This is a genomic window from Streptomyces sp. UNOC14_S4, from assembly GCF_020740835.1.
Taxonomy (GTDB): Bacteria; Actinomycetota; Actinomycetes; order Streptomycetales; family Streptomycetaceae; genus Streptomyces.
In genome coordinates, this window is the sequence record NZ_JAINFC010000070.1 from 1 (window position 1) to 22,010 (window position 22,010).

Annotated in this window: 20 protein-coding genes; 10 read left to right on the plus strand and 10 right to left on the minus strand. The window is 72.1% G+C overall.

What is annotated here, in order from left to right; translation table 11 throughout:
- Window positions 1–354 (plus strand): SSI family serine proteinase inhibitor (locus K6I34_RS09225; protein ID WP_229324083.1); only part of this gene is annotated, 354 nt, incomplete at its 5' end.
- 29 nt (window positions 355–383) lie between these two features.
- Here K6I34_RS09225 and K6I34_RS09230 read toward each other — a convergent pair.
- From K6I34_RS09230 to K6I34_RS09250, 5 genes are all read right to left on the minus strand, one after another.
- The gene (locus K6I34_RS09230) at window positions 384–545 is read right to left on the minus strand and encodes a hypothetical protein (RefSeq protein WP_229324085.1); all 162 of its coding nucleotides are present in this window, start codon (window positions 543–545) and stop codon (window positions 384–386) included.
- Between the two features lie 90 nt (window positions 546–635).
- Window positions 636–1,586: a cytochrome c oxidase assembly protein gene (locus K6I34_RS09235; RefSeq protein WP_229324086.1), complete on the minus strand. Its 951-nt coding sequence runs from the start codon at window positions 1,584–1,586 to the stop codon at window positions 636–638.
- A gap of 108 nt (window positions 1,587–1,694) precedes the next feature.
- Window positions 1,695–2,720: a 6-phosphofructokinase gene (locus tag K6I34_RS09240; protein ID WP_229324089.1), complete on the minus strand. Its 1,026-nt coding sequence runs from the start codon at window positions 2,718–2,720 to the stop codon at window positions 1,695–1,697.
- A gap of 162 nt (window positions 2,721–2,882) precedes the next feature.
- Window positions 2,883–3,614: a type 1 glutamine amidotransferase gene (locus tag K6I34_RS09245; protein ID WP_229324091.1), complete on the minus strand. Its 732-nt coding sequence runs from the start codon at window positions 3,612–3,614 to the stop codon at window positions 2,883–2,885.
- Window positions 3,615–3,642: 28 nt separating this feature from the next.
- Complete coding sequence (locus K6I34_RS09250) at window positions 3,643–4,881, minus strand: MurT ligase domain-containing protein (protein ID WP_229324093.1); 1,239 nt, start codon at window positions 4,879–4,881, stop codon at window positions 3,643–3,645.
- Window positions 4,882–5,045: 164 nt separating this feature from the next.
- On the opposite strand from K6I34_RS09250, the gene def reads away from it, so the two are divergent.
- Window positions 5,046–5,579 (plus strand): peptide deformylase, encoded by a 534-nt coding sequence (gene def / locus K6I34_RS09255; protein ID WP_229324095.1) that lies wholly within the window; start codon window positions 5,046–5,048, stop codon window positions 5,577–5,579.
- A 265-nt stretch (window positions 5,580–5,844) separates the two neighbouring features.
- Here def and K6I34_RS09260 read toward each other — a convergent pair whose 3' ends face one another.
- The gene (locus tag K6I34_RS09260; RefSeq protein ID WP_229324097.1) at window positions 5,845–6,531 is read right to left on the minus strand and encodes a TetR family transcriptional regulator; all 687 of its coding nucleotides are present in this window, start codon (window positions 6,529–6,531) and stop codon (window positions 5,845–5,847) included.
- Window positions 6,532–6,685: 154 nt separating this feature from the next.
- Here K6I34_RS09260 and K6I34_RS09265 point away from each other — a divergent pair, with 154 nt between their 5' ends.
- Both K6I34_RS09265 and K6I34_RS09270 read left to right on the plus strand, forming a co-directional pair.
- Window positions 6,686–7,915: an acyl-CoA dehydrogenase family protein gene (locus tag K6I34_RS09265; RefSeq protein ID WP_229324099.1), complete on the plus strand. Its 1,230-nt coding sequence runs from the start codon at window positions 6,686–6,688 to the stop codon at window positions 7,913–7,915.
- A gap of 226 nt (window positions 7,916–8,141) precedes the next feature.
- On the plus strand, window positions 8,142–9,809 hold the full coding sequence (locus K6I34_RS09270; RefSeq protein WP_229324101.1) for a GMC oxidoreductase: 1,668 nt from the start codon (window positions 8,142–8,144) through the stop codon (window positions 9,807–9,809).
- Between the two features lie 255 nt (window positions 9,810–10,064).
- Here K6I34_RS09270 and K6I34_RS09275 read toward each other — a convergent pair whose 3' ends face one another.
- Entirely contained in the window at window positions 10,065–12,209 is a 2,145-nt protein-coding gene (locus K6I34_RS09275; RefSeq protein WP_229324103.1) for a PIG-L family deacetylase, read from the minus strand.
- Between the two features lie 260 nt (window positions 12,210–12,469).
- On the opposite strand from K6I34_RS09275, the gene K6I34_RS09280 reads away from it, so the two are divergent.
- The 5 genes from K6I34_RS09280 to K6I34_RS09300 all read left to right on the plus strand — a co-directional run bounded on the left by K6I34_RS09280 (window position 12,470) and on the right by K6I34_RS09300 (window position 16,797).
- On the plus strand, window positions 12,470–12,910 hold the full coding sequence (locus K6I34_RS09280) for a cupin domain-containing protein (RefSeq protein ID WP_229324105.1): 441 nt from the start codon (window positions 12,470–12,472) through the stop codon (window positions 12,908–12,910).
- An 85-nt stretch (window positions 12,911–12,995) separates the two neighbouring features.
- Window positions 12,996–13,976 carry a porphobilinogen synthase gene (locus K6I34_RS09285; protein ID WP_229324107.1) on the plus strand — a complete coding sequence of 327 codons (981 nt, stop codon included), beginning with the start codon at window positions 12,996–12,998 and terminating at the stop codon, window positions 13,974–13,976.
- On the plus strand, window positions 13,969–14,544 hold the full coding sequence (locus K6I34_RS09290) for an O-methyltransferase (RefSeq protein ID WP_229324109.1): 576 nt from the start codon (window positions 13,969–13,971) through the stop codon (window positions 14,542–14,544). Before K6I34_RS09285 ends, K6I34_RS09290 begins: the two co-directional genes overlap by 8 nt.
- A gap of 17 nt (window positions 14,545–14,561) precedes the next feature.
- A complete protein-coding gene (hemC, locus tag K6I34_RS09295) occupies window positions 14,562–15,497 on the plus strand; it encodes a hydroxymethylbilane synthase (protein ID WP_229324111.1) in 936 nt (311 codons plus the stop codon).
- 157 nt (window positions 15,498–15,654) lie between these two features.
- Entirely contained in the window at window positions 15,655–16,797 is a 1,143-nt protein-coding gene (locus tag K6I34_RS09300) for an alpha/beta hydrolase (protein ID WP_229324113.1), read from the plus strand.
- Window positions 16,798–16,888: 91 nt separating this feature from the next.
- On the opposite strand, the gene K6I34_RS09305 is transcribed toward K6I34_RS09300, so the two are convergent.
- From K6I34_RS09305 to K6I34_RS09315, 3 genes are all read right to left on the minus strand, one after another.
- Entirely contained in the window at window positions 16,889–18,283 is a 1,395-nt protein-coding gene (locus K6I34_RS09305) for a M14 family zinc carboxypeptidase (protein ID WP_229324116.1), read from the minus strand.
- Between the two features lie 314 nt (window positions 18,284–18,597).
- Window positions 18,598–19,818, minus strand: coding sequence for a transposase (locus K6I34_RS09310; RefSeq protein WP_229324118.1), 1,221 nt, complete (start codon window positions 19,816–19,818; stop codon window positions 18,598–18,600).
- On the minus strand, window positions 19,815–20,387 hold the full coding sequence (locus K6I34_RS09315) for an IS607 family transposase (protein WP_229324120.1): 573 nt from the start codon (window positions 20,385–20,387) through the stop codon (window positions 19,815–19,817). Before K6I34_RS09315 ends, K6I34_RS09310 begins: the two co-directional genes overlap by 4 nt.
- 114 nt (window positions 20,388–20,501) lie before the next feature.
- On the opposite strand from K6I34_RS09315, the gene K6I34_RS09320 reads away from it, so the two are divergent.
- Window positions 20,502–21,827, plus strand: coding sequence for an MFS transporter (locus K6I34_RS09320; protein ID WP_229324122.1), 1,326 nt, complete (start codon window positions 20,502–20,504; stop codon window positions 21,825–21,827).
- The last annotated feature ends 183 nt before the right edge of the window (window positions 21,828–22,010 follow it).

Below are 22,010 nucleotides of genomic sequence, written 5' to 3' on the forward strand. Positions count from 1 at the left end.
GTGGGGGGTGCCGCGGGGCTCGTCTGGCCCGCCGCGGCGGTGGGGGACGCGGAGCACGGGCGGCTCATCCTGACCGTTTCCGGCGGGCAGAACACCTGGACCCGCGGGGTGCAGCTCTCCTGCCCCGAGGAGAACGGGCCCCATCCGCACGGGGCCGCGGCCTGTGCCGCGCTGTGGCGGGCGCAGGGGGAGCCGGGGGCCGTGATCGGGGACGGGCACCGGTGCACGCGGGAGTACGACCCGGTCACCGCCACCGCCGAGGGCGACTGGAACGGCCGCCCCGTCGTCTGGCACAAGACCTATCCCAACGCGTGCGCGCTGGACGCGGCCAAGGGGCCGCTGTTCCGGTTCTAGCGAGTTCTAGCGAGTTCCGGCGAGCGCGGTCACGTTCTGCGGGCGGCCACCGACATGCCCAGCGTCAGCAGTCCCAGCAGCACCCACCCGAACCACAGCCAGCCGTCGCTGCCTATGGTCACCGTGTAGGCGGTCACCACCACGAGGACGACCACCGTCAGTGCCGCCATCGCCTTCGTCGACCCGGGCATGCCCGTACCTCCTCACGGCGGCCGTGCAAAAGGGCCGCGGCCGGAAGACCATCGTCTCCCGGCCGCGGCCCCTGCCGCTACGGTCCGGACTCAGCGTCCTCGGGCCTGGAGCGAGGCGAGGTAGGCGTTGTACGCCGCCAGCTCCTTGTCGCCGTCGCGGTCCGCGGCGCGGTCGAAGCGCTTGGCCTGCCGCTGCTCGGAGCGGTACCACTGCAGGACGAGGGCGAGCAGCACCACGACCGAGGGGATCTCGCTGAAGGCCCACGCGATGCCGCCACCGGCCTGCTGGTCCTCCAGCGCGTCGATGCCCAGCGAGGCCGGCGGGTGCATGTACGTGCCGATCATCGGCTTCGTGGCCATCATCAGCGCGATGCCGAAGAAGGCGTGGAAGGGCATGCCCGCGAAGAGCTCCAGCATGCGCATCACATAGCCGGGGCGGTGCGGGCCGGGGTCGACGCCCATGATCGGCCAGAAGAAGACCAGGCCCACCGCGAGGAAGTGGACCATCATCGCGATGTGCCCGGTCTTCGTCTCCATGAGGAAGTCGAAGAGCGGCGTGAAGTACAGCGCGTACAGGCTCGCGATGAACATCGGGATCGTGAACGCCGGGTGCGTGATCACCCGCATGTAGCGGCTGTGCAGCAGCGTCACCAGCCACTCGCGCGGGCCCTTGCGGCCGCGCCCGGCCGCGGGCAGCGCCCGCAGCGTCAGCGTCACCGGCGCGCCGAGCAGCAGCAGGATCGGCGAGAGCATGCTGATCACCATGTGCTGCACCATGTGCACGCTGAACATGACCATGCCGTAGTCGTTCAGCTTGGTGCACATCACCAGCGCGATCGTGAGCACGCCGAGCACCCACGCCACGGCCCGGCCGATGGGCCAGGCGTCGCCCCGCCGCCGCAGCCGCACCATGGCCCAGCCGTACAGGCCCAGCGCCAGCAGGCAGCCGATCATGAAGAAGGGTTCGCTGCTGTACTGCAGACCCCGTCCCAGCGTGAACGGCGGCATGTCCATCATCATGCCGTGCCCGCTGTGATCCATCCGCTCTCTCCCATTTCGCACCAATGCGCCTGGACCAGACTAGAGGCGCCCCCGGCCGGAGCTCCGGCCGGGGGCGCCTCCAGGAGAGCGGCGAAAATCCGGCGGGCGCTAGAGCACGCACTCCACCTCGGCGTACCGCTCGTCCGGCACCGTCTTCAGCCGCTCGACGGCCTCCGCCAGCGGCACCAGCGTGATCTCCGTGCCGCGCAGCGACGTCATCATCCCGAACGCGCCCTGGTGCACCGCCTCCACCGCGTGCCAGCCGAACCGCGTCGCCAGCACCCGGTCGTACGCCGTCGGCGTACCGCCGCGCTGCACATGCCCCAGGATCACCGGGCGGGCCTCCTTGCCCAGGCGCCGCTCCAGCTCACCGGCGAGCTGCCGGGCCACACCGGTGAAGCGCTCGTGCCCGTAGATGTCCATGGCACCCGTCTCGAAGGCCATCGAGCCCGCGCGCGGCTTCGCGCCCTCCGCGACCACCACGATCGCGAAGCGCTTGCCCGCGGCGAAGCGCCTGCCGACGACCTCGGTCAGCTCGTCGATGTCGAACGGCCGCTCCGGTACGACGATGGCGTGTGCGCCCGCCGCCATGCCCGAGTGCAGGGCGATCCAGCCGGTGTGGCGGCCCATCACCTCGACGATCAGCACCCGCTGGTGCGACTCGGCGGTCGTCTTCAGCCGGTCCAGGGCCTCCGTGGCCACGCCGACGGCCGTGTCGAAGCCGAACGTCACATCCGTCGAGGCGATGTCGTTGTCGATGGTCTTGGGCACGCCCACTATGGGCAGCCCGGCGTCCGACAGCAGCCGGGCCGCCTTGAGCGTGCCCTCGCCGCCGATCGGGACGATCGCGTCGAGACCCAGCGTGGCGACGTTCTCCCGGGCCCGCTCGACGCCGTCCCGCAGCTGCGCGGGCTGCACCCGCGAGGAGCCCAGGATCGTGCCGCCGGTCGCGAGGACGCCGCTCACGGCGTCCAGGTCGAGCTTGCGGTAGTCGGCCTCCAGCAGCCCCCGCCAGCCGTCGTGGAAACCGATGACGTCGTCGCCGTGGTCGGCCGTGGCCCGGTGCACGACGGACCTGATGACGGCGTTCAGACCGGGGCAGTCGCCACCGGAGGTGAGCACACCAATGCGCATGACAGGGAACCTTCACAACAGGGCGGAGGACCGGACCCCGTCGTCCGGCTGGTTCCGGACACCCTACAAGCGGGAGCGCGCGGGGGACACGACCGTCCGTCATGCGAGCCGGACGGGCCCGTGGAGCCACCGCTCCACGGGCCCGTCGGAAGGCGTCGTCCGCTACGCGGCGCTCTGCGTCGCCGCCTCGATGCGCTCGTTGCGCAGCGCGTCGTACCAGCGGTCGTCGACCGGCGGCAGGGCGTTGACGTCCAGCGCCAGCTTGATCAGCATGTCCGAGATATGCGGGTTGCGGGCCATCACCGGGCCGTGCATGTACGTGCCGAAGACCGTGTCGTTGTACGCGCCCTCGGTGCCGTCGCCCGTGCCGTTGCCCTTGCCGATCCGCGTCCGCGCGAAAGGCCGCGCGTTGCGCCCGACGTGGGTGATGCCCTGGTGGTTCTCGAAGCCCGTCAGCGGCGGCAGGCCGAGCTGGGGGTCGATGTCGGCCAGCACGTCACCGACGCAGCGCTCGCCCTCGCCACGGGTGCTGATCACGTCCAGCAGCCCGAGACCCTGCTCGCGCTGCCCGAGGTCGTTGACGAACTCGTGGCCCAGGATCTGGTACCCGGCGCAGACCGAGAAGACGATCGCGCCGTTGGCGACCGCCCGGTTCAGACCCCCGTCGCGGCGCAGCCGCTCGGCGGCCAGCCGCTGCGGACGGTCCTCGCCGCCGCCGACCAGGTAGATGTCGCCGGAGGTCGGGATCTGCTGGTCGGACCGGATGTCCGCCCGCTGGACGTCCAGCCGGCGCTGCCGGGCACGGCGCTCCAGGACCAGGACGTTGCCCTGGTCGCCGTAGGTGCTGAGCAGGTCGGGGTAGACCCACACCACACGCAGACTGTTCTGGCTCATGCTCACACTTCCTTCAGTCCTCGTGGGGTCAGTTGCCGACGCGGCGGCGCACGTCCTGGAACGCGGTGTAGTTCGCGATCAGCTCGATCTTGCCAGGCGGGGCGCTCTGCACCGCCTCGTCCACGGTCTCGCAGACGCGGAAGTCCAGACCGGCGACCTCCAGGCGCACCGCGAGGTCGAGCTTGCGGTCGCCGATCACGAAGATCGGGTGCCCGGCGAGGCGCGTGTAGTCGACGTCCCACAGCCAGGAGGTGTCGGTGCCGTCCGCGCCGCGCGCGTTCACGCCGAGGATCACCGGGGCGGGCGGCCCGTCGATCAGGGAGAAGGTCTCCAGCCAGCCGGCCGGGTTCTTCGCCAGCAGCAGCCGGACGTCGCGGCCCAGGAACTGCACGGTGTCGAACCGGCCCGCCACCGCCTGCACCTGGTACATCCGCTCCAGCGCCACCTGCGGCGGCACCCCGAAGGTGGCCGCGACGGCCGCGGACGTGGTGGCGTTCGCCTTGTTCGCCCGGCCCGGCAGCTGGAGGTGGATCGGCCACGCCGAGCCGTGCGGGTCGAGGACGTAGTCGCCCGACAGCGCCCAGCTCGGGGTCGGGCGGCGGAAGCCGCACTCGCCGCAGAACCAGTCGTCGCCGGGGCGCTGCATCACGCCACCGCACGACGGGCACGACCAGGCGTCGTCCTTCCACTCCTGGCCGGCCGCCACCCACACCACGTTCGCCGAGGAGGAGGCGGCCCACACGATCAGCGGGTCGTCCGCGTTCGCGATGATCACGGCCTTGGAGCCCGCGAGGCCCTCGCGCCACTTCTCGGCCAGCATGCGGGTCTCCGCGGCGCGGTCGAGCTGGTCGCGCGAGAGGTTGAGCAGTGCTATGGCCTTGGGCGCGACGTCGCGGGCGACGCCCGCCAGATACTTCTCGTCCACCTCGATCACGCCGTAGCGGGCGTCGGAACCGCCCGCCAGGGCCGAGGTGATGCCGGCCGGCATGTTCGCGCCCAGCGCGTTGGACACCACCGGGCCGCTGGCCCGCAGTGCCTCGGCGATCAGCCGGGTCGTGGTCGTCTTGCCGTTGGTGGCGGACACCAGGACCACGTCCAGGTGGGTCGCCAGCCGGGCCAGCAGATCGGGGTCGAGCTTGAGCGCGACCTTGCCTCCGATCACCGATCCGCTGCCGCGGCCCGCGGCTCGTGACACCGCCGCTGCAGCCTTGCCCGCCGTCACGGCCAGCTTGGCCCGCGCAGACAGCGGCCCCGAGTTGCCTGCCATCGTCCTAGATCCTCCTTGCTTGGGTACCGCGCCTGATTCCTGGTCCGTCGGTGGAACGCCCCCTCCGTGCCGAATCGCCAGCCAGGAGGCATCGGTCGGGGCTCAGCCTATCGAGATCCGGGCGCGGGCCCGAACCCAGAGACCCGGAACGTAGGCTTTCCCACATGCGCAAAGGCTCCATCCCCGGCAGTAAAGGACGTGTACGGCCCCTGCGGCTGTACGGAGACCGGGGGCTCGGCATGCCCTGCGAGGAGGTCACGGAATTCGACGCGGACCTCGCGGAACTGGTCGAGGACATGTTCGCGTCCATGTACGCGTCCGGGGGCGTGGGCCTCGCGGCCAACCAGATCGGTGTCCCTTTGCGGGTGTTCGTCTACGACTGTCCCGACGACGAGGACGTCCGCCATCTCGGACACCTCGTCAATCCCCGGCTGGTGACGGCCGACGGGGTCACCGTGCGGGGGCCCGAGGGCTGCCTGTCGGTGCCGGGCCTGGAGGCGCCGACGGAGCGCTTCGACCGGGCGGTGGTGGAGGGCTTCACGGTGACCGGTGACCCGGTACGGGTGGAGGGGACCGGGTTCTTCGGCCGATGCCTTCAGCACGAGTGCGATCACCTCGACGGGGGGCTGTACCTCGACCGACTGACGGGGTTCCGTCGGCGACTGGCGATGCGAGCGGTGAGGCGCATCGCGCCTTAGCCGGGGGCTGCGCCCCCGGACCCCCGGCACGGCCGCCGGGCGGCGTGCCCCATCAGGGGCGCGGGGAACTGCGCGACCAGCCACGACGCAACCGGCAGTCGCGCACCCAGCTCACGGGGCAGCCCGGTAGGCGCCGCGCAGCGGACTCGCAGCCGCGCGCAGCGCAAGACGCACCCCGGTGGGCGCAGCCGAAAAGCCGGGCCGCGCCGGAACCGGGGCCTGGGGCGGAGCCCCAGAGGTCAGGGCGCGCAGAGGCGCGCCCAGATCAAAAGCCGGGGCCGCCCGCGAGGTCACCGGCCGCCGCCAGCCGCCCCCACAAGAGATCCGCCAGGTGGCGGACCAGCCGCGCCCGCGGGAAAGGCCGCTCCCGCAGCCACCAGTCGCCCGCCGCGTGCATCATGCCGACGATGCCGTGCCCCCACGCCCGTGCCAGCTCGTCGCTGTCGGGGCCGAGGTCGACGCGCTCGGCTATCACCTGGGCCAGCTCCTCGCCGAGCCGTCGCAGCAGCGGCGCGGAGTGGCGCCCCACGTCGAAGCCCTGCTCACGCTGATCGCGCTGGTCCCCCTGCTCCCCCTGATCGGTGGACGGCCCCGCGGGGTCGTCCGCCGGATGCATCAGGAAGCGGTAGACCTGCGGCCGCGCCTCTATGGCCGCCAAATACGTGTCCAGCGTCCGCTCGACGCGGTCGCGCCGCTCCGCGGGCGCGTCGAGCGCGGCGCGCAGCCCGCTGAGCAGCGCGTCCGTGTGCCGTGCCGCGAGGGCCCGGTAGAGCCCCCCCTTGTCGCCGAAGTGCCGGTAGAGGATGGGCTTGGTGATGCCCGCCTCCGCCGCGATGGCGTTCATGGACGCCCCCGGCCCGTCCCGCAGCACCACCCGGTCCGCGGCCTCCAGCAGTTCCTTGCGCCGTCGCTCGGCCGCCCGCTGCTGATCGTCCCGCTGACTGGTTTCCATAAGGACCTGCCTCCCCGCCCCTGTGTTTCCGGTAACGCCTGCGCAACGTAACACCAAGCCCACTCAGCGAATCCGGGAGGGCGGACCGTTGACATCGCTACCAGTCGGTAACATACTCGCGTTACCGTGAGTAATGGCGAGTCGGAGGGGTGCCATGGCGCAGTTCACGATGGAGCTCGACGAGGATCAGCGGGGGATTCGCGACTGGATCCACGGTTTCGCGGCCGAGGTGATGCGCCCCGCGGCCGCGGAGTGGGACGAGCGGGAGGAGTTCCCGTGGCCGGTCGTGCAGGAGGCGGCCCGGATCGGGCTCTACTCGCTCGACTTCTACGCCCAGCAGTTCTTCGACCCCACGGGACTGGGCGTCCCGCTCACCCTGGAGGAACTCTTCTGGGGTGACGCGGGTCTCGGCCTCGCCATCGCGGGCACCGGGCTCGCCGCGATCGGGGTGCTCACCAACGGCACCGACGAGCAGATCGGCACCTGGGTGCCCCAGATGTACGGGGACGCGGACGATGTGAAGGTCGCCGCGTTCTGCTCCTCCGAGCCCGACGCGGGCTCCGACGTCTCGGCCATGCGCACCCGCGCCGTCTACGACGAGGCCAAGGACGAATGGGAGATCCGCGGCACCAAGACCTGGGCCACGAACGGCGGCATCGCCAACGTCCACGTCGTCGTCGCCGTGGTCGACCCGGAGCTGGGCCCGCGCGGCCACGCCTCCTTCATCGTCCCGCCGGGCACCCCGGGGCTCTCCCAGGGGCAGAAGTTCAAGAAGCACGGCATCCGCGCCTCCCACACCGCCGAGGTCGTCCTCGACGGCGTCCGCGTCCCCGGGCACTGCCTGCTGGGCGGCCGGGAGAAGCTCGACGAGCGGCTGGCCAGGGCGCGCGAGCGCCTCGCCGGGCAGCGCGGTGACGGCCCGCAGAACGCCGCGATGGCCACCTTCGAGGCCACCCGCCCGGCCGTGGGCGCCCAGGCCGTCGGCATCGCCCGCGCCGCGTACGAGGTAGCCCTGGACTACGCCAGGACCCGGGTGCAGTTCGGCCGCCCCATCATCGACAACCAGGGCATCGCCTTCCAGCTCGCCGACATGCGCACCCGTATCGACGCCGCCCGCCTCCTGGTCTGGCGGGCGTCGTGGATGGCCACCGCGGGCAAGCCCTTCACCGCGGCGGAGGGCTCGATGTCCAAGCTCTTCGCGGGCGAGACGGCGAAGACGGTGACGGCACAGGCCATGCAGATCCTCGGGGGCAACGGCTACACGCGGGAGTACCCGGTCGAGCGCATGCACCGGGACGCGGCCATCTACACCGTCTTCGAGGGGACGAGCGAGATCCAACGGCTCGTCATCGCGCGGGCGGTGTCCGGGATGCCCATCCGCTGACGCGGTGAGCGCGCCCCGTAAGGGGCGCGGGGCAGTTACATCATGCGGCTCCGCCGCGTGTGCGCGAGAAGCCCCACCGGGCTGCAGTCGCCGAACGACCGCCGCTGACCGAGCTGGTAGGCGCCGCCAGCCACGCACCGTACGCCACTGCGGTCAGGGCCATATAGGCAGGGACGAACGCAACGCCTATGTTTTCTCGGGCATCCCGACGCCCGAAAGGCCGCACATGACCCGCGCATCACACCGGTTACCCCTGTTACACAGGCCCCTGTCCCGCCGCCGCTTCCTCGGTCTGGCCGCCCTCGGGGCGGCCGGTCTCTCCGGTGCCACGACCATCGCCGCCGCGCCCCGCGCCGCAGCCGCCACCGACGGCTCGTACGTACCGGCCGTCGTGGTGGGCACCGGCTACGGCGCCTCCGTCGCCGCGCTGCGCCTCGGCGAGGCGGGTGTCACCACGCTGATGCTGGAGATGGGGCAGCTGTGGAACCGGCCGGGACCGGACGGCAGGATCTTCAACTCGATGCTCGCGCCCGACAAACGGTCCAGCTGGTTCCGGACCCGCACCGAGGCCCCGCTGGGCTCCGTCCTCTGGCTGGACGTCATCAACCGCGACATCGAGCGCTACGCGGGCGTGCTGGACCGCGTCGAGTACCCCGGCATGTCGGTGTACGTGGGGCGCGGCGTCGGCGGCGGCTCCCTGGTCAACGGCGGCATGGCCGTACGCCCCCGGCGCGCCTACTTCGAGGAGATCCTGCCGCAGGTCGACGCGGACGCGATGTACGGCACGTACTTCCCGCGCGCCGACGCCATGCTGGGCGTCAACCACATCGACCCGGACTGGTTCCAGGAGAGCGAGTGGTACCGGTTCGCCCGGGTCTCGCGCGAGCACGCGGCCCGTACGGGCCTGCGCACCGCCTACGTGCCGAATGTCTACGACTTCGGCTACATGCGGCGCGAGGCGACCGGTGAAGTCCCGAGATCGGCGCTGGCCACCGAGGTCATCTACGGCAACAACCACGGCAAGCGCAGCCTCGACCGGACGTATCTGGCCGCGGCCCTCGGCACCGGCAAGGTCACGATCGAGACCCTCCACACGGTCAGGGCCATCGGCAGGGGGCCCGACGGCGGCTACGTCCTGACCGTCGAACAGGCCGACGCCTACGGCACGTTGATCGCCCGCAAGGAGATCACCTGCCGCCACCTCTTCCTGGGTGCGGGCAGCCTCGGCACCACGGAACTCCTCCTGCGGGCCCGCGACACCGGCGCCCTGCCCGACCTCGGCCCCGAGATCGGGCAGGGCTGGGGCCCCAACGGCAACATCATGACCGCCCGTGGCAACCACCTCTGGGACCCCACCGGTCTCCATCAGTCGTCGATCCCCGCGCTCGGCATCGACGACTGGGACAACCGCGACAACCCGGTCTTCGCCGAGATCGCGCCCATGCCCGCGGGCATCGAGACCTGGGTCAGCCTCTATCTGGCCATCACCAAGAACCCCGAGCGCGGCACCTTCGTCTACGACAGGACCACGGACCGGGCCGTCCTGCGCTGGACGCGCGAGCAGAACACCCCCGCCGTCGCCGCCGCCCGCTCGCTCTTCGACCGCATCAACAAGGCCACCGGCACGGGTTACCGCTACGACCTCTTCGGCCCTTTGAAGGCCAAGGCCTTCGCCGACGACTTCTGCTACCACCCGCTCGGCGGCTGCGTCCTCGGCAAGGCCACCGACCTCTACGGCCGGGTCCTCGGGCACCCCGGCCTGTACGTCACCGACGGCGCCCTCATCCCGGGTTCCGTCGGCGTCAACCCTTTCGTGACGATCACCGCACTCGCCGAGCGGAACGTCGAGCGCGTCATCGGCGAGGACGTCGCCGCTCATGGGGTGAGCAAGTGACGGTGCGCGGTGGGGCACCTTGTCGGCGTGGCGCAAGCGTGGGTTTTTGGGGGCTCCGCCCCCAGGCCCCCGCGCCCACCGGGCTGCCTCGCGAGTCCGGTGCGCGGCTGCGGGTTGCCTTCGGCTGGTCGCGCAGTTCCCCGCGCCCCTGACGGGGCGCAGCCCCTGCAAGGGGCGCGGGGAACTGCGCGAGAAGTCCCCACCGGGACGCGGTCGCCGGACGGCCGCCGCCGACCGAGCCGGTGGGCGCCCCCGCTACGACTGCAAGTCGGACTGCGCCGTCCCGTCGTGGGACAGCCAGTCCGTGAACGCGGACTTCCCCGTCGTGCCGGAATCCTTCAGGCGGGCGCTGCTCAGGCGGTTGTCCATGCCCAGCACCACCGCGACGGCGCGCCCCTTCGCGTCCTCGGTCATGCCGGGGGTCGCGCGGTGCGGGATGCCTTCGTCCTGCCAGGGGCCGGGGCGTCCGGAGCCGGCCGAGAGGCGGGCGAGGCCCTTGCCGTCGCGGGCCGCGAGGACTGTGACGTTCCCGGTCTGGGCGAGGGCGACGCGTCCGTAGCCGCTGATCGTGGGGCACTCGGAGGTGACCCGCCAGCTGTCGCCCAGGCGGTCGGCGATGATGATGCGGGAGGTGTTCGGCTGGCGCACCGCCATCCGCATGCCGCCGCCGGAGAGCGGGGCGAGGGACAGCGGGCCGGTGGTGGCGGGGAGCCGGGTGGGCCCGGCCTGCCGGAGCGCGCCGCCCTCGCCCTCGGAGATCCAGTGGTGCACGGTCTTGGTGTCGGCGGCGACCACATGGATGCGGCCTTCGCTGTCGAGCGCGGCGTCGAGGCCGTCCTGGAGCTTCAGCTCCCCGGCCGCGGGGAGCGCGGCCCAGCCGCTGAAGTCCTTGCCGCCGGGGCCCCGGCGGACGCTGACGCCGCCGTCGAAGGTGCGGACGAGGACGTGGACGGCGCCGTCCTTGGCGACGACGGCCACCGGGTAGCCGGTCTCCATCGAGCGACGGGGGTCCTCGTCGGGGGAGCCGAGGGCCTCCCAGCTGCCGAAGGCGGGGCTGCCGCCGGGGCCCGTGCCGGTCTGGAGGGCGGTGACGACCTCGCGCCGGTGGGCCCGGCCCTGCTGCGGGAGCACGGTGCGTATGGAGAACAGCTGCAGCTTGCCGTCCCCGTGCCGCACCGCCTGTATCTGGCCCTCCAGCATGGAGCCGCCGACGTTGACCGGCGCGGACCATATGCCGCTGCCCGCCTTCTGCTCGGTCCAGCACTGCGCGGCGCCGTCGAGGATCGAGAAGGCGGCGAGGCGGCCGTCCGGCAGCGGCTGCACCCAGCGCGTCGTGCCGGGCGCGCGGTGACGGCAATTGCTCGACCACGTGTGGTACTTGCCCCCGGAGGTCTTGCCGACCTTGCGGTCGCCGCAGCCCGCGGGGTCGCCGCAGCTCTTGCCGTCGCCCCAGCCGTAGAGGTCCAGGAAGGTCACCTTGCGGTCGGTGGTGGCCTTGTCCAGGTTGCTGGGCAGGGCACCCACCTCGTAGCCGAGGTAGCTCTCCACGGCGGTGGGCCGGGAGTGCTTGCGGCCCCAGTACTCGGCGAGGGCGGCCTGGGCGAAGAAGGCGGAGGTGGTGTGGTCCTGGTGGTCGCGGCTGTAGATGCCGTCCAGCACCGGCGGCACGTCGCGGTACTCCGGCTGCTTCGGCAGGTGCGCCGGGTTCGGGTCGAGGGTGCGGACCACGGTCGGCTGGTAGCGCTCCAGGACGGCGACGAGCGTGTCGATCACCTGCTGCCTGGTGTACTGGAAAGTGCGGGTGACCGGCCCGCCCGCGGGCACGAGCGTGGTCAGCCTGGGCGTCGCCCCGAGCCACAGGCCGCGCAGGCTGTCCTTGTGCGGGTTGCGCAGCGCCCGCGCCTCGATCAGCTCCAGGAAGATCAACTGGACGTGCGGGGCGGCGCGCAGGGTGTGCAGCTCGACCTCGAGGCCGGACAGCAGACGCAGCGACTCGACGTCCCAGGGGCTGAGCGAGCTGCCGGTCGCCATCTGTGCCGTGGCGGCGCGGAAGCCGTTGATCCGGGCGCGGACGAACTCCGGCCGCTTCTCCGGCATCCGCTTGTATTCGGGGGAGTTCCCGGGCAGGCCCGTGTTGCGGCCGTCCGACTCGCCGCCGGTGAGGCACACGGTCACCGAGGGGGCGCCGCTGACGATGGACTGCTCCAGCTCCGGGTTCATGAAGTAGAGCGAGTCGTCGGGGTGCGCGATGACGTGGAGGAACGACTCGGAGACCGACGCCTTCGCGGCGCGCACGGGCGCGCCCTCGGTGCCGTTGCGCGTGGTCTCGGGCGCGAGCCACTGCCAGGCCCCCACCCCGGCCGCGCCGACGACGAGCCCGCCACCGGCCACCTGCAGCACACGTCGACGCGGTATGTGCCCTGGCACAGCTCTCCCCCTACTACTGCGCCCGGGGCGCTGATAGTCACATGCTCAAACAAGGCGGCGATTAGAACGAATCGCCCGCGGATCAAGGGTTCGATCCTATGACCCGGCCCCTCCCGTTTCCCTGCTGTTGTGTAACAGCCACCCGTCGGCCGGATGTAGGTTCCCAGGCGGTTCCGCAACGTGACCGTGGAAAAGGAGGCCGGGCGTGCGCGGGGGAGAGGACACTCGCGGACATGGCTGACACTTCCGAGCTCGTCACCCTTCTCGGCCTCCGCCCGCACCCCGAGGGCGGCTGGTACCGCGAGACCTGGCGCACCGCGGCCCGGGCGACACCCGACGGGTACGGCGGCCCGCGGGCGTACGCCACCGGCATCTACTACCTGCTGCACCCCGGCGAGACGTCCCGCTGGCACCGTGTCCGCTCGGACGAGCTCTGGCTCTGGCACGCGGGCGGCCCGCTGCGCCTCCGGCTGGGCGGCCACGGGGCGGCACCGGAAGGGGGCGACGTGTCCGGGATCACACTGGGCTCCGAGGTCCGCGCGGGGGAGCGGCCGCAGTTCCTCGTCCCCGGGGGCTGCTGGCAGGGCGCCGAGCCCGCGGGCACCGAACCCGTCCTCGTGACCTGCGTGGTCGCCCCGGGCTTCGACTTCGCGGACTTCGAGGACTCCGTCTGACCGGGGCGCTCGCCGGGACGCCCGGCCCGGCGAGCGCCCTGAGGCGCCCTGTTGTGCCGACAGGGTGTCGCTATCTACTTGGGTCATGAATACGGTTGCCGAACGACCGCCGGTGCCACCCGGGCCGGAAGGCGTCAACCCGTCCCGGGCCCGTCCGGCCGTACGCGAGCTGTACGCGCGACCCGTCCTGAGCCCCGCCGACCTGAGCGCCCCGCTGCTCGTCCTCCCCGACGGCCACGCCGGGGAGGGGCGGCTGCCCGGCGCCGTCCCGCTGTCCGCCGTCCCGGCCGCGGTCGGGCGATGGGCGCGGCTCGGCATCCGGGGCCTGAAGGTGTTCGCCCTGGGCCACGACCGCGACGCCCACGCGACGGGCGCGCTGGCCGGAGACAATCTGATGCTGCGCGGTATCGCGGCGGTGAAGCGGACCGATCCGGGAATGGCCGTGACGACCGAGGTCTGCGGCTGCTCCTGGACCGACCACGGCCAGTGCGTCCTGCGCACCGGCGAGGGCGGCATCGACCTGGGCGCCACGCTCGCGCTCATGCGCGGCATGGCCGTGCAGCACGCCGGGGCGGGCGCCGACGTCGTCTCGCCCACGGCGATGCTCGACGGCTCGGTACGGGCCGTACGGGACGCGCTCGACGCGGCCGGGCTGCGGGACGTGGGCGTCAACCCCAACCTGGCGATCCACAGTGCCCTCTACGGTCCCTTCAAGGAGCTGATGGGCACCGATCCGCGTACCGGGCACCGGCGCGGCCTCCAGCTCGAACCCGCCCGCGCCGACCGCGACACCCTCGTCCAGGCGCGCCGCTGGATCGCCGAGGGCGCCGACTCCCTGACCCTCCAGCCCGTCCTCACCGCCGTCGACGTCCTGGCCCGGCTGCGCGCCGACCAGGACGTGCCGCTCGTCGCGTACTCCACCTCCGGCGAGGTGGCGGCCCTGCGTGCGCTCGGTACCGAGGGCACGGTCGAGTACCACGCCATGCTCAAACGGACGGGCGCCGACCAGATCCTGACCTTCGCCGCCGAGGAGGTCGCCACCCACTTGGAGCGTGCCCATGGATGACCGCCCCTGGTTCCGGCCCGCCGCCCTCGACCGTATCCTCGCCGACGCCGATGCCCTCGGCTTCGCCCTGTCCTGCGAGGAACGCACCGGGTCGCTGCTGGCCACCCTCGCCGCGTCGAAGCCCGGCGGGCGCATCGCCGAACTGGGCACCGGCGTCGGCGCCGGAGCCGCGTGGCTCCTGCACGGCATGGACGCCGCCGCCCGCCTGGAGACCGTCGAGGCGGACCCCGTCCCGCAGGCGGTCGCGATCAGGCACCTCGGCGACGACGAGCGCGTCACGTTCGTGCACGAGGACGCCGACGCCTGGCTCGACGGCTACGCGGGCCCGCCCCTCTCCCTCGCCTACGTCGACTGCAGGCCGGGCAAGTTCCACCGCCTCGACGACCTCCTCGACCTGCTCGAACCCGGCGGGCTCTACGTCGTCGACGACCTGAGGCCGCAGGCCACGTGGCCCGCCGACCACGGGCCGCGCGTCGACACCTTCCTCGCACACCTGCCCGAAAATCCCAAACTCCTTGCCACACCGACCAGATGGGCGTCCGGGTTGGTCGTCGGCGCGCGCCTCTGACGGTCTATCGTGGCGCCATGTCCGTCCCCGAACTGATCCGCATCGTCTCCCGCGACTCGCCCATGGCCCTGGCCCAGGTGGAGCGCGTCCGCGGCGAGCTGGCCGCGCTCCACCCCGGCATCCGCACCACCGTCGTCCCCGTGCGCACGACCGGCGACAAATGGCAGGGCGACCTCGCCAAGGTCGAGGGGAAGGGGGCGTTCACCAAGGAGGTCGACGCCGCCCTCCTCGCCGGCGAGGCCGACCTCGCCGTGCACTGCGTCAAGGACATCCCGGCCGACCGCCCCCTTCCCGCGGGCACGGCCTTCGCGGCCTTCCTCGCCCGCGACGACATCCGCGACGCCCTCGTCCACCCCGGCGGCCGCACCCTCGGCCAACTCCCCCCGGGCACCCGCGTCGGCACCTCGTCGGTGCGCCGCACCGCCCAGCTCGCCGCCTCCCACCCGCACCTGGACTGCGTCCCCATCCGCGGCAACGCCAACAGACGGCTGGAGAAACTCGCCGCGGGCGAGGCCGACGCGCTGCTCCTCGCCGTCTCCGGCCTGGAGCGCATCGGCCGCACGGACGCGATCAGCGAGATCCTGCCGGCCGACGTGATGTGCCCGCCGATCGGCGCGGGCATCCTCGCCCTCCAGTGCCGCGAGGGCGACGCCGAGCTCATCGACGCCGTCAGCGGCCTCGGCGACCCCGCCACCCACCGCGAGGCCACCGCCGAGCGGATGTTCCTGCACGTCCTCCAGGGCCACTGCAACAGCCCCATCGCCGGGTACGCCAAGGCGGAGCACGGCGGCGAGATGTCGCTGCGGGCCCGCGTCTTCACCCCCGACGGCAAGCGGGTCCTCAACGCCCACGAGTGGGCGGGCCCCCTCGACCCCGCCACGCTCGGCACCTCCGTGGCGGTCGCCCTGCTGCGCCAGGGCGCGCGCGAGCTGATCGACGGCATCGAGCACTGACGCGGCGCGCGCCGGGCTCCGTGCCGGGTCCCGCGCCCCGGTGATCCACCCCCTACCCAGGTATCACCCGAGGCTTGGCTCCCCGGTGTGACGTGCGACGACGTGCCCGCTCCCTACTTTTCCCCTCGTCGAACCACGGCACGAGGGAGAGAAGAACATGGGCCGCTTCAAGCGCACGCTGGTCGCCGCCACGCTGGCGACGACGGTCATCGCGGGCACGGCGGGCTGGGCGGGCGGCAGCCGGCAGACCGCCGTCACCGGCCCCCCGCCCGGCACCGCGTCGTGGCGCGCGGACCACTCCCTCCACCGCGAGCTGCCCGACCCGGCCACCGCCGGGCCGAACGCGGTCGCCGCCTTCTTCGCGTCGCTCACCGACACCCAGCGGCACGGCCTCGCGGCCCGGCACCCCCTGGTCGTGGGCAACCTCGACGGCGCCCCGGTGACCCTGCGGTACGAGGCCAACGCACGGGCCGTCGCGGCCGAGCGCGCCGCCGCCCTGGCCCGCGCCGCCGACGCCGAGCGCACCGACGGCGAGCGCCGGCGGGCCCGGGAGCGGGCCGACCACTGCGCGGAACTCCTGCGTCCCGGCCGCCAGATCCTCGCCTTCGACCCGCGCGGCCGGGGCCAGGTCGCCGAGGTGTACGGCGACTGGGACGCGGCCCGGCGCACCGCCGTGGTCGTCCCCGGCTCGGACATCGACCTCGCCTCCTTCGACCGCGCGAAGGACCCGTACGGCACGCCCGCGGGCATGGCGCGCTCGCTGCGGGCCGAGATGACGCGGCTGGCGCCGGACGTCCCCAACGCCGTCGTCGCGTGGGCGGGTTACACCACCCCCGTGGGCGTCGGCCTCGACGCGGCGAGCGGCCGGCTCGCCGAGGCGGGCGCCCCGCGCCTCGCGCGCCTCCTGGCCGGGCTGGGCGGCGCGCACGCCCCGGCGGTCTTCTGCCACAGCTACGGCTCGGTCGTCTGCGGCCTGGCCGCCCGCGACCTCGGCGCGGACGAGGCCGCCGACCTCGTCGTGCTCGGCAGCCCCGGCGTGCGCGCCGACTCCGCGGCCGACTTGCACACCGGGGCCCGCGTCTGGGCCGTGCGCCGCAACGGTGACGACTGGATCGGCACCATCCCCAACGTCGAGCTGTTCGGCCTCGGACACGGCACGGACCCCACGTCGGCGGAGTTCGGCGCCCGTGTCGTGTCCTCCGGCGGTTCCCACGGGCACTCGGGCTACTTCGCCCCCGGGACGGAGTCGCTGCGCGGCTCCGCGGAGATTGCGCTGGGGCGGTACGAGACGGTGCGCTGATGTTTGCCTTTGGGGCGCGTTAGCGTCTGCCGGGCAATGCCGTCGGGCGACTGCGGACCGTCGTGGTTGCTCGCGCAGTTCCCCGCGCCCCTTACGGGGCGCCGTCGTCGCCGTCCGAGTCCGTCGTCTTGTACGGCGACACCGCGTGCTGCGCCGCGTACATCAGGGCGGGCTTCAGTTTCGGCCAGAAGTAGCCGTCCTGGCAGGAGAACGCCGGGGTGAAGCCGTCGCAGCCGCGCCCGTCGACGTCACCGATCTCGATCGTGAAGCTGGCCACGCCGAGCTTGTCGTACGTCCAGTCGTCGGTGCCGCCGGAGGCGTCGTAGAGGATCTCCCCGGCCTGCCCGGACTGGTAGCCGGTCAGCGAGCCCAGCTGTCCGGCCAGGGCGCGCAGCGCGGCGTCGTTACCGGTGTGCACGGTGTGGTCGGACTCCCAGGGCAGGAGGACCATGCTCGCGTCGCTGTGCAGGCTGATCATCATGCCGCGGGCGTCGGCGGGCGCCGGGTCGCTGTCGCCGGTGCCGGTGCGCACGGCCGGGAACAGCTGCCGGAAGAGGCTCTCCAGCCCGGCGTTCTCCGGCTCGGAGTCGGCGGCGGGGCCGAGGTAGGTCTCGCTGCACGGCTGCCGCGACGTGCCGAGGCCGCCCCAGTGGGTGCCCGCGTTGCGGTTGAGGTCGACGCCGGTCTGCCCGAGCCAGCTGCACGAGCCGCCCTGGGCGTCGTCGGCGTTCTTGCGCTGGAGCACCGGTCTGTTGCCGCCACTGGCGACGATGTCCACGCCGTCGGGGTTGACGATGGGCACGACCCACATCTCGGTGGTGTCCATCAGCCTGGTGACGTCCGGGTCCTTGCCGTAGTCGTTCGTCAGCTCGTCGATCCAGCGCCAGGAGACCTCGCCGGTGGTGATCTCGCGGGCGTGGATCTGGCTCATGAGGAAGAAGCGCGGCTTGGGCGAGTTCGGGTCGAGCTTGCAGTCGCCCTGCTGCTTCCTGGTGACGCAGATGGCCTTGAGGTCGTGGCCGCCGCGGCCCTGTTTCTTGAGCCAGGACTGCCCGTACGGCACGACGGTGGCCAGATCCGGGTGCTGGGAGGCCACTTGGTCCAGGTGCGCGTAGTGGCCGTCGACGGTGTGGTAGCCGCCGTAGTACGTGCCGCCCGCGTCCGAGGCGTGCGCCGTCGGTTTCGGTCCGGGCATCGACTGCACGGCCTTCGGCGCGAAGCCGAGGCCGCGCAGCCCCGCGGCGGTCGACGGGTCGCCCATGACGAACAGGTCGTCGCCCTGACGCCGTTCCAGGAGGTCGTACCCGGCGCCGATCAGCGTCTGCGCGTCCTGCGCGTGGTGGGTGGGCACCCGGTAGACGACCAGGGTGCCGGTGCCTGTGGGGCTCGCCGCCGCGGATGCCGTGTGGGGGAGGGCCGAGGCGGTGAGGGCCAGTGCCCCTGCGGCTGCTCCTGCGGCGATGGCTGCCATGCGTATGCGGGACATGGGGCGTCCTTCCGTGGGGGGAGAGACACATGCGCCGCGGTGAGGATGGCATGTCCATACCAAGAAGAGAAGGGGCGGGCGGGGCGAGTCGTCGCCGGGGCGGCCCGGTCGCTCTGAGCGAAACCGTTTTGAGGGGGCTTCCGGTGCTCCTTAGGGTGGGCTGCCGTGACAGACCGTTGCGTGATTCTCAGTGATTCTCTCGCTGAGTCTCTTCCTGCTTCATCGACCGCAGCCAACTCCGGAGAGTGAGGTCTTACGTGGTCTCCACGAGGCGTTTTTCCTCTCCGGGGAACTTCCCGGCGAGGGTTCTGATGTCAGGCGGTCTGGCTGGCGAGCATCGCTTCCAGGAGGTTGCCGGCTGCGTTGTCGTCGCGGTCGTGGACGGCACCGCAGCCGGTGCACACCCACACGCGGTCGGCCAGGACCAGGGCGCGGTTGATCTGGTGGCAGTGGCCGCACTGCTTGGAAGAGGGGAACCAGCGGTCGGCCTTCCAGATACGGGAGCCGTACCAGTCGGCCTTGTAGTCCAGCTGGCGTACGAACTCGCCGAATCCGGCGTCGGAGACGGCGCGGGACAGCCTGCGGTTCTTGCCCATGCCCTTGACATGCAGGGTTTCCACGGCGACGGCGGACTTGGTTCTCGTCAGCCCGGTGGTGGTCTTGTGCAGGAAGTCTCGTCGCCGATGGGCCACGCGCAGGTGGAGTTGTCCGACGCGGCGGCGTGCCTTGTCCCGGTTCTTCGATCCCTCCTTGCTCTTGGACAGCTTCCGGTTGGCGCGCTTGAGGGCACGCAGTGCGGCCTTGAGCGGCTTGGGTGCGTGGATCTCCTGGCGGGTGCCGTCGCTGTTGCGGATGACGGCGAAAGTCTTCAGGCCCAGGTCGATCCCACACGCCGGGGCGTCCGCTTCCACGCGGTGGCGCTTGTTGATGTCGTCGCGGTCCGTCTCGACCTGGAAGGAGATCCACCATCGTCCGGCCTGTTCGCGGATGGTCGCGCCGAGGATGCGTGCCTGACCGGTGGCCATGCGGCCGGTCAGCCACGACATGTCCTCGCGGACGGTCACGTCACCGATCGCGGGCAGACGCACGGTGCGGGTGTCGAGCGGCTTGGCGCGGTCGGCGTCGTAGCGGAAGCGGGAGCCGTGCTTGCGCTTGCGCCACTTCGGCCAGCCGAGCCGGGCACCCTTGCGCTTGCCGTTCTTCGACTCGAAGTAGTTCTTGATCCCCGCCGCCCGCACCCGGCACGCCTCTTTGGGTATGCGGGAGGACAGCTTGGACCCGGAGAACCACGGGTAGCGCTCCGGGTGCGCGGCACGCCATTCTTTCTCCAGCGCGGGGGCGGACCAGGGGACCTTGGTCAGTTCGGCCTCGGGGATACCGTAGGTCTTCTCCGCCTCCTGCTGGGCCTTCTTCTTCTGCACGGTCTCCAGGCAGAAGTTCTCCACCACCCGCGACAGGCCGCAGTGCCGGCTCATCAGGACGGCCTGCTCCTCGGTGGGGGCCAGTTCGAACCGCAGCCCCTGCCTGTGGCTCACTCCACGGCCTCCGCTGCTGCGGCAAGCGCCTTCTCGGCCCGGTTCTTCGCGGAGCGACGGCCGTACAGGCGGGCACAGAACGAGGTGAGGACTTCGGTCATGTCCCGCACCAGGTCGTCGTCCACCTCGCCGTCGTCCACGATCCGCACGGTACGGCCCTGCGCCGACAACGCGGCCACGATGTACTCCACCCCGAATCGGGCCAGCCGGTCACGGTGCTCCACCACGATCACGGACGCGTCCGGGTCGGCAAGCAGCTGCTTGAGCTTCGGCCGGGCACCGTTGAGCGCCGAACCCACCTCGGAGACGACCTTGACCACAGGAAGCTTGTTGCCGGTGGCCCACTCGGTCAGCCGGGCGACCTGCCGGTCAAGGTCCGGCTTCTGGTCCGCCGACGACACCCGCGCATACAGCACGGCACCACCAGCGGACCGGTCATTCTTCGCCAGGACGAGATACCGGCCGGTGGCCGTCTTCACCACCGGGACAGGCATCTTGCCCTCATGTGCCCACTTCCAGGCGGTCTGATAGTGAACGCCCTGAATGCGCGCCCAATCGCTGAGTCGCATAGCAAATATCATAACAGAGAAAGACTGAGAATCGCTGATGAACTACCCATCAGTTTCCAACCCCACCACGCTCCGTGCCCATATCTCCATACGCCTGCCCGAAACGCGCACGCCGTGACCGCCGGGGCGATATCCGACCGCGGCCCGCGGCGCAGCGTCCGGCCGCTCGCCGGGGTGCTCGCCGCTGTTGCCGTGTCGCTCACCGGGACGCGCGTCTCCGCCATCGCCCTGCCGTGGTTCGTGCTCGTGACCACGGGCAGTGCCACACAGACCGGGCTCGTCGCGTTCTGTGAAATGACGCCGTACGTCCTGGTCAAGATGTTCACCGGGCCCCTCGTCGACCGGGTCGGGCCGCGGACCGTCTCGTGGGCCGCCGACGCGCTCAGCGCGCTCGCGGCCGGGCTCATCCCGCTCTTCCACGCGCTCGGGCTGCTGCATTTCTGGCTCCTGCTCGCGCTGGTCGCGGTGATCGGGGCGGCGCGCGGGCCCGGGGACCTCGCCAAGGAGGTGATGGTCCCGGAGGCGGCCGACCTCAGCCGCGTACCCCTGGAACGCGCCACCGGGCTCTCCGGTGTCACCGAGCGGCTCGCGTCCACGGTCGGCCCGGCGGCGGGCGGCGCGCTCGTGGCCTGGCTCGGGCCGATGACCGGGCTGGTCCTCAACGCGGCCTGTTTCGCCCTCGGTTCGGCGGTGGTCGCGGCGGTGCTGCCCCGTGGCATGGGCCGCGCCGCCACCGACACCACCGCGCCGGAGACGGCGGACGAGCCCGGCTACTGGCGGCGCTTCCGCGAAGGCTTCACCTTCCTGCGGGGCGAGCCCCTGCTGCTCACCGTCATCGTCATGGTCGGCATCACCAACCTCATCGAGGCCGGCTTCTCGACCGTCCTCATCCCCGTGTGGGCCGAGCGCTCCGGCGGCGGACCCGCCGCCATCGGACTGATCAGCGCCGTCTCCGGAGTCGTGGCCATCGCCGGGAGCCTCGTCGCGGCGGCCGTCGCGCACCGGCTGCGCCGCCGCCTCGTCTTCTTCACCGGCTTCCTGCTCGCGGGCGCCCCCAAGTTCCTCGCCCTCGCCTTCGGCGCGCCGATGTGGGCCGTGCTGACGGTCTTCGCCGTCAGCGGCTTCGGCGGCGGATTCCTCAATCCGATCCTCGGCGCGATCTCCTTCGAACGCGTACCGCGTTCCCTCCTCGGACGCGTCAGGGCCCTGGGCGACTCCCTCGCCTGGGCGGGCATCCCGCTCGGCGGACTGCTCGCCGGAGCCGCCGTCACCTCCGCGGGCCTCGTCCCCGTCCTGCTGGCGAGCGGTGCCCTCTACTTCCTCACCACCAACCTGGCCGCCCTGCGCCCCGAATGGCGCGAGATGGACCGGACGCGCGGCAAGGGCCGCGCCCCGGACACCCCGGCACCCGTGCCCGGGCCGGAACCGACCTCCTCATAGGGGCGGGTGCGGAGGGGATGGTGGATGTCCGGTTAGCGACTGTGGGGGAGTCGTGAAGGGCGTACAGAATGCGCCCTGACCACCGAGGAACAGCGCCGGACAGCCAATCGTCCAACCGTGAGGATCCGATCCGTCATGCGCGTCGTCAAACTCGCCTCCCTGGCCGGAGCGGCCGCCCTGGCC